Origin of the sequence: Burkholderia sp. Ac-20353 (assembly GCF_017104785.1) — a bacterium.
In the GTDB taxonomy this organism is placed as follows: domain Bacteria; phylum Pseudomonadota; class Gammaproteobacteria; order Burkholderiales; family Burkholderiaceae; genus Burkholderia.
Map to the genome: position 1 here is coordinate 1 of NZ_JAAGPL010000174.1, position 18,801 is coordinate 18,801.

Sequence of the window (18,801 nt, forward strand, 5' to 3'; positions counted from 1 at the left end):
ACGACCGTCGAGGACTACGACGCGCTGTTGCCGTGGAAGATGCCCGCCGACCTGCGCTGAGTCGCCGCTGCCACACCTCGGAGTTCGACGCTACCACTCTGAGAGGCGTGAATTAATGACCGCGTACGATCAAACCGCCTTGCATGAGATCGAACAGCGTACCCGAAGTCAGAACATTGGCTTCATCACATCGCACCGATCCGATTGCACGACCGACGAAAACCTGCGCAGACGCCGCGCGCTTCAGGCCGATATCTCATCTGGTGATTTCGGATTTCGGCATATCGACAGCAGTTTTATGGATTCGCTGGGTCAAGATCAACCCAAACCAGTAATCGACAGGGCATATATGGTCATTGGCAAAGAAGGCGATGACTCTGGCCGATTGAAAGGGTTCCTCAAGACGCTAGCGGCAAACTATCAGCAGGAATTCGTTGCCTGGAAAGCGCACGATGCAACAGACGTACTGCTTGCCAGGATCATATTGCGCGAAGAGCCAAGGCCCGCGGTCGAAGAGGTTTCATCTCTCGGAAATTTCCGCCCAGCAAACGCTGGCGATTATCACGCGGCGCTGCTTCGGGAGAAGGGTTTAATGTTTGAGTCAGGCGGACTGGTCGAAATGGCCGGCATAGGATTCTTCGGTTCCTATGGTAGATACTTGCGCGCTAAACAGATCTATGATGCGCAATTTCGAGATACAACGACGTGACCGCACCTAAATCGATCACACCGCACTATCTGGGTCCGACGGTAAAAGAACATTGCGGGCTGACCTGTCCTTGCCGAAGCACACCGCAAAGCTACGCGGGTTTGATTTACTTTCTAAGTGAGGTATAGGCATGACCTGGTTCAAACAGACTTTCGGTTTTACGGAGCTGACCTATGCAGAAACGCAAAAGCGGTTTCGTATCGACTCAGAGAAGCTCCATACGGATACGCAACCACCACGGAGCTTTCATGTAGGCACGCTGACCACGCCCAGCCTGGACGAGCTACGAACGCAAGTCGGCACTCTTACGCCGCCGACCGGAGCGCGTTTAACGCTGCGCACGCTCAGCGCCGACGCATATGCATTGCATGCCCGGCCCGAAGCCCACGGGGCGCTGATTCAGGTAGCCAGTCAGTTCAACTTGTTGGAGATGCCGGGTCCCAGCACCACGCCGGAACATGGCATCACCGGTTATCAGCATGATCATACCCAGGGCCCAGCCTGTGCCATGGCTTGCGCGCCTGCCACGATTTTCCGCAACTACCTGGTGTCCGTGGATGGCCAGAGCGGGCAGACGCAGACGCGTCAGATCAATACCTTAGGAGATCTGGACCGCGCCATTGGCATCCCGGGTATTCGAATGCGCAACGGCTATGCGATGCTTGACGCTGAAACCGTTCGGGCGATCGGCGAGCTCATTCGAGGTCTCGACGAGGCCGGGCGTGACGAGTTGCGCCAACAGTTGCGCATTGGTTTGCAAAGCAATACTGAAGTCACCGCAGACAATGCCTCACCCCAGCAACGCGTGACCCAAGCTTTTTGCTCGGCATTGCCGGTCTCCTACAACGGCGCGCCGCGTTCGGATTGGGCGCCATTTGCGTCCCTGGTTCTGGAAGCCAGTTACGAAGCGACGCTATTGGCCGCCGTGCTCAACCACCGGCAGACTGGCAACGCCAGGGCCTACCTAACCATGGTGGGAGGCGGTGCTTTTGGCAACGAAATCCATTGGATCATTCAAGCGCTGCGGCGCGCGTTGCATCGCGTGCGCCATCACCCCCTTGATGTCGCCGTGGTCTGCTATCGCCAAGTGTCGCAGGACCTCGTGGACTTGCAGGCCGAGATCAACGCAGGCCGTTAATCGTAAGCGCGAAATACTCCACACCTAGCCCGCGCTGCTGAATCGCTTCACGATTGCGTCCGCAACCCACACTTGCGGACACGCCGCTCATCAAGGCGATGATCGTCGCGTTGGGAGTGGGTTGATGTTCCGCTTTGACGACGACCTGCGGATCTACCTGCATCGCGAGCCGATCGACTTCCGCGCCGGACTCTCACGGTGGGCTGGATTCGATTGCATATCTTCAGTCAACTCCCAAGGCTTTAAAAACCGCGTCAACTGGGTCAGCATAAAAGCTAGTCTGGAACTTGGTGAAAAGCTCTGGTGGAATGCTGGGGAGGTCCATGGCGCTGCTCATTGGTAGTGCCACTCGTTTGCCACCAGCATCGAAGGTTACCTGCAGACACTCGGCGATGCTCTCTACCGGCGTAATGTTTCCACCCAGGCTCATATCTCCGAGTACTACCAACTGTCCTTGGGCCGGTCGACCGAGCAGCCCAGAAGCGAAGGCTACCAAGCTAGGTAGAGCCATATGCGTGAGCGGACCGGAGTTCTGTAACTCGACAACGTGCAGGTGGAAGTCGTGATCCAGCACCTTAACTGAGGCGCTGATGCGCGCAGCGTTAGCCTTGAAGTAGTCAAACGCGATCTTTACCTGTTCCTTGGCCGCGCTAGAGTTCCACAAGCCAGAGGTGGCTAGTTTGCCAGATCCCCTGGTGACCTGTAGTTCAATCCGATACAGCCCAGGCATGCCCTTGCCGCTTAAACCAATGGTATGAATGAAACCTGGCTTCCCCGGACCTTCGGGGATCAGGGTGCCGCCGCCCTGTTCCTTGACGTTGACGAAGCGCTCTTCCATGGTTTCGTTGTCAATATAGCTGAAGTGCACGTCATAGAACTCCATGCCCCCGATTTTCTTCAGCTGCTCCTTTACCCGGCGGCGCACCTGCAGAGCGTACTCCAGGCACTGGCGCACATCTTCCTTGGTGAACTGGTCATGCGGGTAAAACAACTTGAGCAGGCCGGACACCGTCTTACGTACCGCGATCACGTCGCGTTGGTTGAGGTTGTTGCCCAGTTTAAAGTGCTTGTCGATAGCGTCGGCGAAGCTACGTTTGCGCATCTCGCGGAAGAACTCGGCCAAGTAGTCGACGATCAGACCGTACTTATTGGTGAAGTACTCCGGGCGCATTTTCGGGATTTCCCAGCCCGGGATATAGGAGTGAAAGCGGTCGAAGAAGGCCGAGTCGATCATCTGCTCAGGGAACGGTGCCAGCAAGTGGCTGGTTTTCACCAACGACTCGACACTCTGGTTGATGTTGCCGACGAAGACCATGGAGGCTGAGGCCTCCATCTGTTCACGGCCCCGGCCGAAAGAGCCGGACGCCATGTAGTCCTTCATGATCTGCACGCCATCCTTGTCCTTGAAGTTGATGCCGGCCACCTCATCAAAGGCGACTACGTCCCAAAGACCGACCAGACCAACGCGCCGGCTGCTCATGTTGTAAAACAGGTTAGCCACCGTGGTCTGCCCACCGGATACTAGCATGCTGTTGGGCGAGCATTCCTTGTAGATATGGCTCTTACCTGTGCCACGTGGTCCCAACTCGCAGACGTTGTAGTTATTCTCGACAAAGGGAATCATTCGGGCCAGCAGGTGCCACTGTACTGACTCGTTTAGAGTCGATGGTTCCATGCCGATGGAGCGGATTAAAGCTTCACGCCATTGTACGGTGCTCAGCGCAGCCCGTCCGGCGAGCAACTCCTGCATGTTCATGTTAGGCATCTGGATTGGTTTGAGCAGGGTCACGCCGAAGGGCGAGTTTGACTGACCCTCCTCGTGGTAATAGCTCAGGGTAGCGATGACCCAGATACCACCAACCAGCAGCTTCTCGTATTCCTTGACGAAGGTTGCGGAAATCTCCGCATCCTTGATCCCCAGGTTGCTGAATGATGCCTCGTAGCGATCCTTGCGCTCATTAAGGCGCACGGTCACCCTGTCTATCACTTTGTAGGAACCGCGCTCGCGCACCAAGGATTTTACCTTCTCAGCCTCGTCGGGGCGCACGTAGTTTTCCGCCAGCACGGTTTTGACGTTTTTCAGCCCCTGCTCGATGACTTCGGGGTCGTTCGAGGCGCAGTACATGCCCAGTAAGTATTCGAGCACGTACACGGGGACGTTGGCGCCTTCCTTGATCAGCTTGGTCAAGTCCTTGCGCACCACGCGGCCGGCGAAGTGCTCGTTCAGCAAATGATCGAGATCTTTATCCAGTTCGGTATCCATTTATCGTCTCGTGCTTTCAAAAGAAATCGTCAGTGAAGGCCAGGTCGATGGTGACACGGTAACGCTCCAGCTCGGTGTTCAGATCCTTGTCGCGGATGATCAGGAAGTAATCCTTGCGGCGATCGAAATCGCTACCTGATAGTGACAGACGCACCTGCTTGAGGCGTTCACTCATTGAGTCGGTGGCGCAGTCGAAGGTGACTACTTCCTCGCTAGAAACCGGCTGATCGCCTTCGCAAATGGTGACGGCCACGGTTATCGGCATCACCTGCTCGGTAACCGCCTCGGTCTGCATCAAGTCGAAGCGCTGGATGCTGTTGACCATCTTCAGCGCCGACTTCGGCGAAATGACGCCCACCTTGCGTTTGGTGCGTTTCTCGGCCTTTTCGCCACGTAATTGGTTGACGGTCAGCACCGGCACCACGATCTCCTGCGGCATCGCACCACCGTGTACGAAGCGCGCCCCGCCGACAAAGTGGAAGCGGTTGGCCCCCTTAGGGACCCAGAAGTGGGTGTCCGACAGGGTGCCTGCCGTTTGCTTCGTCGAGCCATGCCAGACATCCTTGGCCGCCGGCAGACTGTAGCCTAATACATAGCGCTTCTTGCTCTTGATGGCGCTCTCTGGCTTGTCAACTAAAGAGGTACGGTCGGCTGCCTCCAACTTACTTTGCTGGAATAGGAAGCCGTGGTCAGCCGTGATCAGCACGGTACTGGTGTTGAAGTGCATGAGGATCTTGCGGGTCAGCTCGGTGAGTTCCTCAATGGCGAGTTCGACATGATGGAAGGTGTCCGACTCGGACCCGCCTCCCTTGTCACTGCGGTCATCGATCACGTTATGGTACACGTAGACTAATTGCTGATCCTTGAGCGCCTCGCGCCCAGCGTCACGCGACCACTCCTTGACCTGCTGGGCGGTGACCGCCATGCCGTGGTGTTGGGCCAGTATCTTGTCCCGCAACAGGGTGTTACCGGTGGCCTGGCCATCCACGAACAAGGTGTCGCCATTGCCTTCGCGGTATTCCAGGGTTTTATGTGGCAGCAGCGAGGCCATGCCCAGGGAGGTGTAGCTGGGCAACACACCTAGCTGGCTGGCCAGTGTGGCTTCGCTGTAGCGTTTTTCGTTGATTCGCTCGCGCAGCTCAACGGCTGCCTCAAAGCGGAAGGCGTCGCTGATGATCACCACCACGCGCTTGCTCCGGTGCCCTTCGAATTGCGGGCGTACCCAGCGTTCGTAGAAATCCTGCTGGTTGGGGATGCCTGCAATCTTCCAGTGCTCCAGGCGTTGTTCCGCTTCGACGCGGTCGCCCCAGCAGCGAGCTAGTTGGTCGATGTACCAGTAGGCGTAGCACTGCTCCACCGCCTCATCGAGCTTCTTGAGCAGCTCCACATGGGCACGCTGCGAAGCCGCTCCATAACGCCGGTAAGCAGTATCGAAACGGTACAGCTCCCCTTCGTAGGCCTTGTACAGCGCTTCGCTGCTCGTATAGTGGAAGCCTGCACCATACTGGTGGCGCAAGGTAAACAGCTCGATAGCTGCGGCCAGGGCGCTATACAGCAGGCGATACTTGCGGCGGATCTCGTCATCCTTGTGCCGCGAGGCCCAGTAGTTGTCCAAGCGATCAGCGATGATGCGCGAGAACAGTTTCAGGTCGTGAGGTGATGCCTCGGGAATGGCAAGTGTCAAATCAACGATGATCTGACGCTCCACCGCTTCGAATGTGGCGACGTTAGCCAGGACCGCCACCGGAATGTCGGTGACCTTCTGGCCGAAGTGAAGCGCTTCACCGACCCAGGTCGATACCTCATCGTAGATCTTATAGAAGCGGGAGCTATCCCGCCAACGTGACAGTAACGCCCGGCAGGTGGCTCGGGCGTTGGCCGAGGGCATGGAGATGGCGGATGCCCAGCTAGGAATATCAGAAATGCTTTCACAAAAGTCGGTGGTCAGCAGGCGAATCAGCAGGTGGCCAAAGCTGAACGGCTTCTCACCGCTCAGTTCTTCTTCGGTGGTGGGGTAGCCAACTTCATCGCGCAGTGATTGTAGTAGCGCCGGCATCAGACCGTACTTATACAGCTCATCAATGGTGGCCGGATTGGTTTCCAAGCCTAGATTGTCACTCACCACACTATCGGCCAGGGTACACAGCAGCGTGGTGATGTCGTAGGCACCAGCCCCCAGTACTACGGCGATCATTGCCAGATCCAGCTCTTTTTCGGTATCGCCAAGCTGAATCAAGCGCTTCAAAGCGCCTACCCGTACCTTGTTACTGAGGAAGCTCTCACGCTTGGACAGATGCTGACGCAGGCTCTGCTGTTGCAGATTCAGGTCATTGAAGATCAGCGACACCTTGTCTGCATAGAAACTACGGGAGTACAGCTTGATGTCCAGCAGCCAGTCATCATTGGCCTCCGGCTCGGCGCAGGGGAAATAGAGCAGATACTTACCCTGGGTATCCTCCAGTTCCAGCTTCAACTTGAGGCCAAAGGTAGACTCGCTCTGCATATTGAGCAGCTGTACATCAGGTATATCCAGTTGAGACAGCTCATCTGCAAAGCTCTGCTCTGGGTCATACCAGAACACGATGCGGTGATTTTCCGCAAAGAATGCCTGCCGCAGACCTTGGGTGAGTTGTTGTGTGTCCATTTACAAATCCGTGGCCTATCTCAGACGTGAAAATTATGATAATCGCGTTCAAGATCGCGTTGCATGACGGTGAAGCCCTCTTCCACCATCTTGTCTTGGGATAGTGTGAGATTGCCGTGATCAATTACGCCCTGCAGCTTTTTTGCTGAGTGCATCAATGATAGTGTCGCACTGCGCAAAGTGAGTTTAAACAGTCTTGCATTTATCTTTCGCAATACGCTTGCAGATTACGAGCGAATCCAGATAGTTGCTCTGAGCTGTCATTCCTTTACTCCGCCTTATCCCCGGTGACCGCTTTCACCTCAGCCAACAAATCGCCAAATTTCCCATAGTTCTCCTTCACCCCATCATCCAGATCCAGGCTGATGCGCAGGTCAGCAAAGTGGCGGAGTTTTTCGTCGAAGGTGGCGAGTTCGGCTTGCTGTTTGTGCAAGGTGTCGAGCTCTTTTTCCAGACGCTTTTTCTCGGCGGTGCTGGTGCTGGCTTCAATGTCCTGCTCAAGCTTGTTGGCATAGGTGTTGAGCTTAGCGGTCAGCGGGATGACATATTCGGTGCGCATGCGTGCCAGGGTGCCTTCGTGGTAGCGGTGCAGGTAGACCAGGCACTCGAAGGCCTTGTGCTTGCCGGAGCTGAACAGCCAGTAAATGGGGCGCTTCTTGTAAGTCTTAAGATGGTCCTTATAGAACTGAGTGCTCAGGTAGCGGCGGATGGTCTCCAATGCCGACTCACCGCGCTTGGGCTTAATGGCATACAGGCACAGGCTCTCGGCAACGAAGTCAAGGTTTTCCTGCAGATGTTCTTCGCCCCAAACGGTACGGACAAACTCGTGGAAGCGATTGGTAGCATCGTCGGCGAACCATTCCTGATCGCTCAGTGGCAGGATCCCGTCGTTATCGGCAGGAAAGGTTTTGTAGTTACCTCCGGCAACTAATTCTGCAAAGCCCTGGTTGCCGGCATGGGCGTAGATTACCCCCTCTCGGTCTAGAGAATACCGGCCCATAATGCAACCCACGAAGTAGCTTACTAGATCAGACAATGTGTCTGACCTAAATCTAACATTAAGTGCATTGATATCGTCATTTTTACCATACTTAAAAACAGGATTGGCATTAAGAGTGACCGCACTCTCATCAAGGTTCAAATAAAATTCAGCAGAGACATCAAACAATGCCAGCAATTTACGATTTAATTCAATTTCTAGATTCAGCGTCTTTTCTGTTTTCTCATTGCATTCACTGAGAAATATACTATATGAATGATTGATTGAATATTTCTCTGAAATTAACGGACTTTTCTTGAAACCCCAAGATTCCTCATGGGAGTTCCAGTCGTCATATGAGATGCTCGTTAGCTCATTAAATTTTTGCGAAAACCAATCTGAATTTTCATATAGCTTTTTCGTGATAGGAATTCGTCTAATGTCGCCACTTTGATACGACATAGTGGGGTTGAGTAGATTTAGAATGTAAGAACCAAGCTTTGAGTTTAACATACACGCAATCATCCCCACCGCCTCTTTACTCGGGAATGCAGATGTGCCTTTTATGTCAAAAATAAATCCTGCCTTAGTGTGTCGGCACGAAAAATCACCAGTTGCCACGTCCGACCACGTCAGCCCTTCCTTGAAATAGAAGTCTTTTCCGCGGAAGCTCGTCATCCCATTGGCCTTTATTGCTTCTCCGCCATTTTCCCAGTTTACAACAAGGGTCTGAAATCCAGCCCACTTTCTATATCCCCCCCCTTTATTGTATGGGAACCACTTTATGGAGGACTTAGCTGCCTCTGATATGCCATTAAAATTGAAGCCTATTTCACTATAGCTAACTTCGCTCCATGTCTTGAGGAAACGCTCATTGTCTGTTGTCATCATCCCTATTCTTGGGGGGGAAATGTCATCAACGGTTTTGTAATTTCCGAAAGATTCATATATTTTTTCTGGGACCCAATAAGCAATCGGGCTGCCCGGTATTTTCTCAAAGTCATCCTGCTGTGTACTGTCAAACCGATGCGCCCGATCCAGTAACGCTTGCCGCTTCTCTTCTTCATTGCCTTCGATCAAGCGGAAAAACACTGGCTGATGATGCGCGACATGTTTTTTACACAACACCCAAGCCGTAGTTTGCACAACTTCGCCAGAAATCTGTCCAAAAGCACGAGCACCAAGGTGAGCCAGAGTGATAAAGGTTTTGGACTCCAGCAGCCACTCGCGCAGCTTTTCGTAGCTTGAGAGGAACATCCACGACTGCATATTGACCTGCGCATTGAAGCCCGCCGGATTCAACAGGCTGAAGGCATGCTCCATGAAGATGGCAAACAGATCCGATTTGCTATTTGGATACGCGTTAGCGGCAAACGATTTCAGCTCGGTATTCATCCCCTTACCACCCATATACGGCGGGTTCGCAACCACCGCATCGTAGCGCAGTGCCAATACCCAAGCTTGCTGCACATAGGGAATCAGTTGTTCCGCCGCCGGCTTTTGCATTGAATCGCCTTCGTGTGCAAGTTGCCGCAATTGCTTCAGCAGTTCACTCAGTGGCTCGGCTTCCTCAGTCGGTACTTCGATTAACGAACCGAAGGTCTTGGCCTGGGTAAAGCGCGCCAGGGTGGTTTTCAACAGCTGGTAGCGGTTGTCCGTTTGAGGGGCGCCGAGGTCGGCCTGTTCGCTGTCAAACAATCCGTGCGACTGGCCACGTTGCCAATCGCTGGTCAGGTTGAGCTCTCTCCACAAGCTGGCGAACTCGAGATGGCTGCTTTCCTGTAGGGGCAAGATGTTGAGCTTGAAGCTATTTTCGGCGAGGTGGCTGAAGATGCGGCGATCGTCTTTCCGGGCCAGCATCATCAGGGCGAAGCCGGCAAGCTGACCGGCGCGGTCGTCGATATCCAGCCCGAACAGGTTGTTTTCCAGGATTAGTTGCGGAATGTCGCGGCTGCGGAAGCCTCGTTCTTCGTAGATGGCCTTGAGCACCTTATAGGCCTCGACCAGAATGTGGCCGGAGCCGCAGGCAGGGTCGAGCACCTTGATGGTCAGTGGGTCGATGCTGTCCGGGGTGATGGCATTGAGCGTGGCATTGACCTCGTCGGTCTGCTCGGCTGGCTCAATGTAGTACGGCATCTTTGACTTGAGCGGCGAGTCAGGGTAGGTCTGCAGCCATTGGCGGCCCAAGGAATTTTGCACCAAGTACTGGACGATCCAGTTGGGGGTAAAGAGCTGGGTGGCGGCGGGGATATCTTCACTTTTTACCACCTTGCCGATGACCTGGTCCTTTTTCTCCGAAATGTAGAACTGGTAGAGCCAGCCGATGATTTCCACTTCCTGCCAGTCCTCTTCGGGAATGGCACTGACCAGCTCGCGGATCAAGGAGTCGGTTTTGGTCAGGTTGTCCGGTAGCAGCAGTTCGGTAGCGTCGTCGATCGCCTCAAACAGGAAGGGCATGGCCTGATGCAGGGCGTGACACTGGGCGAGCAACAGCTCGCGGTACAGCTCCTCGTCCTTGGTGCCGTCGAGTTTCAGGTTGGTGATGCGTTGGCGGTCTAAGCCCTCCAGCTCGATATCCAGACAGTCGTCGAGGATTTGGAAGTCACCTTCCCGCTCCGGGTGGCTGAGTACCCGACGGCCATGATCGAGGTAGCCTTTAATCTCCATGAAACGAATGGCGCACAAGCGGTTGAACCAGCTGTAGGCGGCCTGTTCCATGGCCTGAGCGAAACCCATTTGTGCAACCTTTTTCACCAGCGCTGCTCGCGGGCGAATCATGCTGGCTGGGAAGGGTCGATCGCCAATCAGGGCCAGGTCGCCTTTCTGCTCCAACGGCTCGATGCCCTTGCTGGTGATGCCGTACTTGGCCGCCTGTTTAGTCATGGCAGCGATAAAGGCAATGCGTGCCTTGGGCGCGTAGCGTTTGATGTTGTTGGTGTTCATGGGCTTTTCTTAATTCGTAGTGAGCTGGAGTCGAGCAGCGAATGGGGTCAGCGGATCCGTATCCGTTTGTCCTGCTTGATCACGTTTTCCAGCTCGGCCTTGAGGGCGTCGATAAAGCTCTCGATGTCGCGTTGGGTTTCCAGATAGATGCCGTTGCCCAGCTTGTTGAACACGCTGGTGGCGGCCACTTCCACTACCGGCTTGGGTGCGGCTACGGGCTTAGCGGCGGGGGGACGCACCGGCGAGCGATCTTCCTTGTCCTGACTGCCCCGGTTGGCCACTTGAGCGGCCTTGGCCTGCTCCTGCTCGAGTTTGTGCTGGCATTCGGCCTCGGCCTGGATGGCGCGCTCCAGCTCGAATAGGCCGTCATCCAGACGTTCGCCTACGGTTTGTTCCTGCAGCATGTAGATCGCAGAAATGCTGGTTTCGCTTTCCAGTTCGGCCTTGATCAGTTGCAGCGGGCGCAACAGGCGGTGGCTCAGCTCCGGGGTGTCGATAGCGCTCTTGGCGATTTCCGCCTGTAGCTGGGCGATCTTTTCATCAACACGGGCAAGGGCGTAGTTGCGCTTGTCGGTGAGGATGGCAGCGTTGACGCTTTCGATAGCGTCAACGAGCGCGGCGACCTTGTGCAGCTGGTTGTAGGGCGCAGCACTCTGTTCGATGGCGTGCAGCTCGGCCAAGGCCTGGCGGGCCTTGTCGTCCATGCCCAGCACCTGCTTGTTCTTTTCAAAGCGGCGCAGGGCCTGCTGCAGTTGCTGCCAGGTGTGCAACTGGTTGCTGAAGAATTCGTGCAGGTCGCGGTAGTCCTCTTCAAGGTCGAGGAAGTCGTCCTTGTGGTCGACGACGGCCTTGAAGAAGTCGACGCTGTCGCTGTTACCCAGCAGTCGTTGCAGGCTGAGGATAGACCGCTCAATGGTGTCCTTGCCGGGGAAACGACCGACATCGGTCTTGCTCTTGTAGCTCTTGAGGTTTGCCAGCCAGGTATCAAGGTGGTTTCGGTAGAACTCCTGTAGTTCCTTTTCGCCAGCCGGGCCGAGAGCGTTGAACAGATCCTGAGTAAGGTTACGCGCCTGCCTGAGCAGCGCTTCATCGGTCTGGCGCTTTTTCTGTACAGAGATTTCGCGCCGCCGGCGGCTGTTGGTGAGGTAGTCGAAGGCTTCGGGTAGAGGCAAGCTTGGGCCGGCTGCATGGAAGGAGATGCGACTGGTTGCAGCCAGGCGGCCAAGGATCAGCAGGATTTCACCATCCGGCCAGCCATAGGGGCGTTTGTTGAAGCGTTCAATGATGTCCGCGACCAGCAGGCGGTCATTTCCTGAGGCCCGTAGGGTAACGAACTGCTCGACCTCCTTGATGGCCTGGGGGTTGCCTTCTTCACCGTCCAGGGACAGGCCAAGCTGAGCGATGTCGTTGCTGTGCAGCACGGCACGCAGCTCACGTTCTGGCTCCTGCTGCAGCACGCGCAGGTAGTTGAGCTTGGCATAAGTGTTTTCCAGTAGGTACTGACAGGCTTCGTCGAACTTATTCTGGATATTATTGCTGGCGAGTTTCAGGTGTTGGCCGAGGGCATAGACTTCAGCGCGTTCCAGCAGCTCGTCTAGCATCAGGCGCAATCGCTTCTTACGCTCCTGGTTCTCGCGACCACGGTCGGCCAGGATGCGGGTCAGCTCAGGTTGGCTGCCATCGTCGTTGAGGCGGATGAACTTGTTGGTTTTAAGCGAAGTACGGAGCTCAGAGAAGAACTCCTTACTGTCAGGAAGTTTGATCAGGGCCAAGCCTGCAGGTGCTTCGCTGCTCTTGTTGATGCAGCCGGCCTCGCCATACAGCGCGTAATCGAGATCAAGTGGAGAGATCACTTCGACGCGCAAGTCGTGTTCATAGCGGCCTTCGAGGCTATGACCGTCGAGGAAGCGGCCGATGCTGTAGTCGGTCTTGTTGACGCTGTAGCGGAACTTGTTCTTGTCCTTGAGCAGGTCTTTGTAAATAAGGGCGGACAGTTCCTTATTTTCATCCGAGGTGGCGATCTCGGTAGCCTTGATTTTGCGGGTGATGTCGCGCTCTTCGTTAGTAAGGAACACGAATTGGTCACCGTTGCGCGTGATCAGGCTTTCCTTTTCCAGGCGCTGCAGAGTGTCTTCGATGCGTCGGCGCAGGGCGAGCTTGTCTTCGTCCACCTGCTCGATGGACAAGGTGACCAGGTTGTCCAAAGTGCCCTTGATCAAATCGACATAGCGGATCATGAACAGGGTACGCAGGATCTGCACGTCGAAGGCATCGAGCACGCTATTTTCGCTGGCCTGATCGATGGTGCGTTTGACGGCGGTATCGAGGAAGCCTTCCACTGCACGGTAGAAGCTGTGCAGGGGCACCAAGGCACCTATTCCCTTGTCGGCAATCGCCATGGCCGCCATCTGGAAGGCATCGAGCATGGAGCGTTCGCCGTAGGCCAGGTGCGCGCCGGTGGCGCCAACCTTGCGGATCTCCTCGAAAACCTTCTGTACCAGTTGAAAGTGGTAGGGAGCAAAGGGGTAATTGCTGACGAAGCTGTCCGGGCCTTCAAAGTTTTTCAGCGTCGGACCAGAGCGGTCGAACGTGATCTGGTTGCGTAAGATGTCGCCTTTCCGTGCATACAGGGTGCGCAGTTCAGTTTCAGCTTCCCCCGTTTTGCGTAGTAGACGCTTCTGGATGACTTCGTCGGTGTTGGAGCTGGACAGCGACAGGCGCGTCTTGAAGCGTCCGGCAATTTTGGAGAAGTCGTTGGCTTTAGAGGCGGACAATTCGCCGAGTACGGCGTCCATGTCAGCCTGCGAGGTGACAATAATCCAGGCTCGTCCCTTGCAGATGGTGCCGAGATTTTCGGTAATGGTCTGTAGGGTGAGCATGAGGCGAGTGTCACTACCGATGAATTGGCCGACTTCGTCCACAAGGAACAGCACGCGGTGTTTCGGTGACTGAGTGTCCAGGTATTCCTTCACCCAGCGGCAGAAATTTTCCACCGAGACACTGAAGGTTTCCTCGGATTCTTCGAACCACTTGTGCGCCGCCTCAGCGGAGAGGTCGAGGGCCGCACCCAGCGCCTGTTCGATGTCGTCTTGGTAGAACTGGTAACCATCGCGCTCTTTGGTCCATTCCAGCTCAGTAGCTTCCTTGAAGGCTTGCTTGAAACGTTCATACACGCCGCGCTGGCTCAGGTGGCGTTCCATGTGGGCGATGTGTGGGTGATCGCCGCTGAAGCCCTGGTGCTCGTTGAACACGCGCAAGAACACATTGAGGATCGGGTTGCCGGCATCGTTGGAGCTTGCCTTGCTGTCGATGTTGAACAGGATGACATCGGCGGTGTTGGCAACGGCCCTGTCGATGTCGGCGCGGATCATTGCATCGCGGAGCTTGTTGGCATCGAAGAAAGACACTGCCTTTTTACTGTTACCCTGGGCGTCGTGCGCCTCAATGTTGGCCAGCAGGTAGGACAGGGCTTTCAGAAAGTGCGATTTACCCGATCCGAAGAAGCCGCTGATCCATACTCCAACGCGGTTGGCGATAGAAGGATCGTTGAGGTCGGTACTGTAGGATTCGAAGAAGCTGCGGAAGTGCTTCTCCAATTCGTTGGTGACAATGTATTCGTCAAGTTCCTGGTATACGGTGGCATCGTCGGACTGATCCGCCTTGACCACACCATTGATGGGACGGTTGAGATCTTTGAAAAAGAGATTTTTTATACTCATGGCATATTATCCTTGACGATCACGGCACCAGTCGGAACGCACGATAGTAGTTATCGCTGGTAATCTTGTTGAACAGGGCCAATGACTGCCCCGAGTAGTGGCCGGGGTAGAACAGTACCAAGGGTTTATGGCCGAGCAGGGCATGCAGTTTGTTCAGCAGGTTGTGTGCTCGCAGCACGGGCCACACCGAACCCACTCCAGAGACTAGGACGATGTCGTTCTCAGCGGCGCGACTGTGCTCCATTAGGAAGGGGGCGAACTTGTCCATGTGCAACGGGCCTGACAGGGCCTTGAGCAGGGCCTGGTCGCCCTTGGCCTTCTGCATCTGGATAGCCTTTTCAGTGAAATTGCGCTGGCCCAGATAATCACGCATGGCCTGCAGCAGATTGATATTGATTACCTTCAGCTGGCTGTGCTTCTTGTCCAGAAAGCCTTCCAGGAAGCTGAGGTAGTCACGTACTTGCAGCTCATCCTCGGGGGGGTAGTCGAAGATCCAGAATCCGATTTCGTTGCCCAGCCCTTGGCTCTTAAGGAATTCCTTGGTGAGGATTTTGTCCGGGATCTGGTTGAGTCGATCCTGTAGCTGATGATTCATTCGATAGCTCCTTTATTCCGTGCCTACTGCACAGTAGCGCTGGATACTTCCAGGCAGGCTTTGATGCGTTGGCGGTAGCTGTCTTCCAACAGGGCCCTGACTTCTGCCCGCACCAGCAGATGTTGGAGCTTCATGCTGTGGGTGCTGCGCAGCAGGCCGACCTCGGCGAGCATGCGGTAGATAACTTGGCCCATTTTCTTGCGGCTGGACTCTGCCCAAGTTTCGATGGTTGGGTCGCGGTGGCTACGGTCTTCGAGAAAATCCCCCCAGTAGTAAGGCTCCAGCACTTCCGCGCGGGTAACGAAGGCATCCTTGAGCACTGCCTCGATGAACTCGACCAGCAGCAGGTTTCGCTCCAGCGCAGCGCAAAAAGCCACTTGGGTGGCCAATTCTTCATCTCCGTCGCGAATGGCTCGCCAGAACGGAGCATCCAGGCGCTCCAGGCGTTTGCGTAGGGCTTGGGCGATGCGCTTGGCCGAGGCAGGGCTACGTTTTTGCAGCAGATTCTGTTGCTCAATTGCCTGCCGCCATTGCTCCGGGCTAGCACCACGTAGGAGCAAATCGGCAATGATGCGGCACTCACGAACTTGCAGGGAGCCACCGATCAGATCGGAGTCGTAGGTGAAGGTCTGCATTCGTCTCACTCGTCCTCGCCACCTAATAGGTAGGGCTCCAGCTTGGCTCGATCGCCTGGCAGCAACTGCAGCGGGTGTTCACGTAGACGCTCGGCCTCTTGCTCGGTGATGGCGGCCTGATAACGCTGTAGGGTGTAGTGGGCCAGAGCCTTGCGGACGGTCAGCTGCAGATGGCCCTCGGGCATGCCGAAATCCCGTTCGACTAGCGCTTTTTGTGCGTCAGTGAGTAGGAGGTTGGGAATCAGAGACAGCGTGACCAGCTCGTGCCAGTTGTTGTCGGCCATGGTTGGCTGTGCGCTTTCATCGCTTGGTTTGGGAGTGCGATCGATACGCGATAGAAGAAAATCTCGGAAAACCTGTCGTTTGTGGCACCAGGCACGCACATGCCAGCGGAAGCCAGTGTAAACCAAGGTGTGCGGCGAGATCACCCGCTCGCGGAGCTGAGGATTGGACATCGATGCGTAGAGAATCCTCAGAGTGCCGCCATTGCGGCAAGCCTTGAACACTTCGCGCACGATCTCAGGACGCACCGCACGGTCGGGTAGTTGGACCGTAGCAACGCTGGAGTGGTTTTCCAGGACCTGGGCCATCGGTTGGCTACCTTGACCGGCGAGCAGGTCCATGTATTCATTGATATGCCCGGAACTGAGCACCGGCTGGAATCCGGCCGTTGGTACATAGCCCTTGACTGCAGGGCTGTGGACCAGAGAGTCAGGGTTGAACTTGCTGTTGTAATATTTGATGTCAGCCGATGCCTGCTGGCGGCTGATGCCGAACCAGTCCATGAGCTGCGGGGTGATCAATCGACCTTCCCAGTATGCGATCAGCTCGATGGCGCGGAGTCTAAGCAGGGCTTCGTGCTTGAGAACGGACATGTCAGGGTGTCAGATATTCTGAAACCGCGATTTTGACTCGTTGCGATGAGGGTGTAAATAACTTTACGGTAAAGTTTTTGGCATGGACATGGACGGGTTTGAAAGCCGTCAAACGCCGACCTCTTCCGCTTGTCATGAACGTTACAGTCTGTGGGCGCCGACTCCGTTTTGATCCAGATGCCGTGATTTACCTGAACCGGCCGGATGTCGACATCATCCTGGAATGGTCGGCATTGGCGACCTGACCGACCGGATCATCGGCACCTCGGCAACCGGTTCATTCTGGCGTCGGCAGCAACAGTCATCGCGCGATGCCACGCCAGCAGCGCACCCCTTCACGCACGCTGCGTCGTCCTTTTCTTCCCTGTTGCGGATCACCGCGGCGGCCTGTACCACGCCGTCAGCGTCCAGTCGAAGGTCATCGACGATCACCTCGACCGCGGGGCGGCCGGTACTCAACGCGTCCAGGCGGTCAGCGTATGGCCGCCCACCGTCCTCCGCGAAACGAACCGGTGCAAAGAAAATCGATGACGGGTCGCCGGCACGAACGGGGTCGACGACGACGTCGCCGGGGTTGAGCCGGATCACCGGTGTGGGCTCGATGGATTCGTCGAGCGTGGGCTCGCCGCGCACTTCGATGGGGTACCCGCGATCGTTGTACGTCCCGGTCACGCTGGGCGCGCGCAGAGTCGTCAATCGTCAATATCGGGCGCTCGTCACCGGCGCCTTCGTGGCACCCCACCCATGTCGGGCCAACGGGGCGCCTGGCGCGGCACCGGCGTTTGCATCGTGGGCGGCAAACCGGTTGACGGTTAGTTGCACGTGCGCCGGCATCCCGTGACGACATCGGCCGGGTGACTCGGCACGCGGCCTATCGCGTGCCGCCGAGGCACGGAGACGTGCCAGTGCGGCGCGCTTGCTGCCCCGCCAAGGCCAGTCATCGGCCGCGGGCCACGCGTGCGGCGCCCTGACGCGACGCGGGCCATCCGGTCTGCACCGTTCACCCGCTCAAGCGGTTTCCCGGTGGCGAACCGCCGCGCTTCGTGAACCCAGCCGCGCCCACGACTTTCGCCGCTTGCGCGCCGGGGTAAAGCCGCCACCCGACCCGTTCACGGACAACCGGCGCGCCGACGCGGGATGGCGTCCAGCGGGTGCACTGGACCCAAATTGTCTGGCCGTGCCGCTGCATGACCCGATCGGCTCCGCCCTGCGCGCCACCTTGACCCACCGCGTCGACGAACCGGGTCGCCGCGCGAGTTGGCCCGGCAGCCGGCCGACCTCGGGCACGCGCGGCGGGCGCGTCGGGCCACCCCACCCGCCGGGTCGAGCGTGCCGCCGGCGAACGGTCCGGATCCGTGCATCCTGCGCGCGCGGCTGGCGCTGACGGCCGCCCGCGCCGGGACGTCACGGCGCGCGGCTCAGTCGGGCGTGATACTTGGCCGCCTCGCGGCGCAGCCGCGCCTCTTCGGGTGACACATAGATCGACGTCGTGCCGAGCGATGCGTGGCCGAGGGTGCGCTGCACGACTTCGAGCGCGACGCCGGCGGCCAGCATCTGCGTGCCGACCGTATGCCGGAACGCGTGCGGCGACGTGCTGGCCAGTTTGCGCCGCTCCGCCTCGCTCAGATCCGGCATCACCGCGAGCAGCTGCGCGATCGCCCACTGCGTCAGGCCGCGCGCCCCGCGCACCGAATAGCCGCCCGTCGCGGCACGCTCGCCGGCGCCGGGCGGCACGCTGAATTTCTCACGCGCGCGCGGCGTCGGGGGCACCACCAGCGGCGCGATCAGGGGCCAACTCGGCGGCCCGGCCGCCTCGGTCGCGTCGAAGTCCTGGTCGCGGTCGTGCCAGTGCGCACGCAGCGCCTCGACGCAGGCGTCGCTGACCGGGACGAAGCGCTGCTTGTTGCCCTTGCCGATCACCTCGAGCAGCCAGCTCGCCGGCGTGTCGTCCTCGGCCGCCAGCCAAGCGAGGGCCGCTCGCGTCGCGGCCGCCGCCTCGGCGATCCGCAGACCGCCATCGCCCATCACCAGCAGCAGCGCCCGGGCCGCTCGCCAGCGCGCGCCGATCGGGCTCTGCAGCTCGCTGCGCTCGGCCAGGGTCGCGCGCATCCGGGTCCACAGATCGAGCGACAGCGCCCGCTCGACCTGCAGCTGGCGCACGCGCTTGACGACATTCGGATCCGTCACGGCCTGCCACGGATTGCCGGCCAGATAGCGCACGGCGACCAGCCACGTAAAGGCCGCGCGGATCGCGCGCACCGCGTAACGCTGACTCTCCGGCGCCAGGCCGCCGGGCGCGAA

The 18,801-nt window shown here is 57.3% G+C and carries 12 protein-coding genes; 2 read left to right on the plus strand and 10 right to left on the minus strand.

Annotation, left to right across the window (positions count from 1 at the left end):
* Window positions 1-115: 115 nt before the first annotated feature.
* The gene (locus tag G3N94_RS31880) at window positions 116-709 is read left to right on the plus strand and encodes a hypothetical protein (protein WP_205797399.1); all 594 of its coding nucleotides are present in this window, start codon (window positions 116-118) and stop codon (window positions 707-709) included.
* Window positions 710-839: 130 nt separating this feature from the next.
* Window positions 840-1,847 carry a hypothetical protein gene (locus tag G3N94_RS31885; protein ID WP_205797401.1) on the plus strand — a complete coding sequence of 336 codons (1,008 nt, stop codon included), beginning with the start codon at window positions 840-842 and terminating at the stop codon, window positions 1,845-1,847.
* Here the strand turns inward: G3N94_RS31885 and G3N94_RS31890 are convergent.
* The 10 genes from G3N94_RS31890 to G3N94_RS31940 all read right to left on the minus strand — a co-directional run.
* Complete coding sequence (locus G3N94_RS31890; RefSeq protein ID WP_205797403.1) at window positions 1,831-2,010, minus strand: hypothetical protein; 180 nt, start codon at window positions 2,008-2,010, stop codon at window positions 1,831-1,833. The two genes, G3N94_RS31885 and G3N94_RS31890, sit on opposite strands and share 17 nt — an antisense overlap.
* A gap of 60 nt (window positions 2,011-2,070) precedes the next feature.
* A complete protein-coding gene (gene brxL, locus G3N94_RS31895) occupies window positions 2,071-4,110 on the minus strand; it encodes a protease Lon-related BREX system protein BrxL (protein ID WP_205797405.1) in 2,040 nt (679 codons plus the stop codon).
* A 16-nt stretch (window positions 4,111-4,126) separates the two neighbouring features.
* The gene (pglZ, locus tag G3N94_RS31900; RefSeq protein WP_205797407.1) at window positions 4,127-6,754 is read right to left on the minus strand and encodes a BREX-1 system phosphatase PglZ type A; all 2,628 of its coding nucleotides are present in this window, start codon (window positions 6,752-6,754) and stop codon (window positions 4,127-4,129) included.
* Window positions 6,755-7,022: 268 nt separating this feature from the next.
* Window positions 7,023-10,676 carry a BREX-1 system adenine-specific DNA-methyltransferase PglX gene (gene pglX, locus G3N94_RS31905; RefSeq protein WP_205797409.1) on the minus strand — a complete coding sequence of 1,218 codons (3,654 nt, stop codon included), beginning with the start codon at window positions 10,674-10,676 and terminating at the stop codon, window positions 7,023-7,025.
* Between the two features lie 47 nt (window positions 10,677-10,723).
* Window positions 10,724-14,395: a BREX system P-loop protein BrxC gene (gene brxC / locus G3N94_RS31910; RefSeq protein WP_205797411.1), complete on the minus strand. Its 3,672-nt coding sequence runs from the start codon at window positions 14,393-14,395 to the stop codon at window positions 10,724-10,726.
* A 19-nt stretch (window positions 14,396-14,414) separates the two neighbouring features.
* Window positions 14,415-14,990 (minus strand): DUF1788 domain-containing protein, encoded by a 576-nt coding sequence (locus G3N94_RS31915; RefSeq protein ID WP_205797413.1) that lies wholly within the window; start codon window positions 14,988-14,990, stop codon window positions 14,415-14,417.
* 23 nt (window positions 14,991-15,013) lie between these two features.
* The gene (locus tag G3N94_RS31920) at window positions 15,014-15,625 is read right to left on the minus strand and encodes a DUF1819 family protein (RefSeq protein ID WP_205797415.1); all 612 of its coding nucleotides are present in this window, start codon (window positions 15,623-15,625) and stop codon (window positions 15,014-15,016) included.
* Between the two features lie 5 nt (window positions 15,626-15,630).
* On the minus strand, window positions 15,631-16,500 hold the full coding sequence (locus tag G3N94_RS31925) for a WYL domain-containing protein (protein WP_241022180.1): 870 nt from the start codon (window positions 16,498-16,500) through the stop codon (window positions 15,631-15,633).
* Window positions 16,501-16,713: 213 nt separating this feature from the next.
* Window positions 16,714-17,196: a hypothetical protein gene (locus G3N94_RS31930; RefSeq protein WP_205797417.1), complete on the minus strand. Its 483-nt coding sequence runs from the start codon at window positions 17,194-17,196 to the stop codon at window positions 16,714-16,716.
* Between the two features lie 708 nt (window positions 17,197-17,904).
* A partial coding sequence (locus G3N94_RS31940; protein ID WP_205797421.1) for a tyrosine-type recombinase/integrase occupies window positions 17,905-18,801 on the minus strand: 897 nt, incomplete at its 5' end.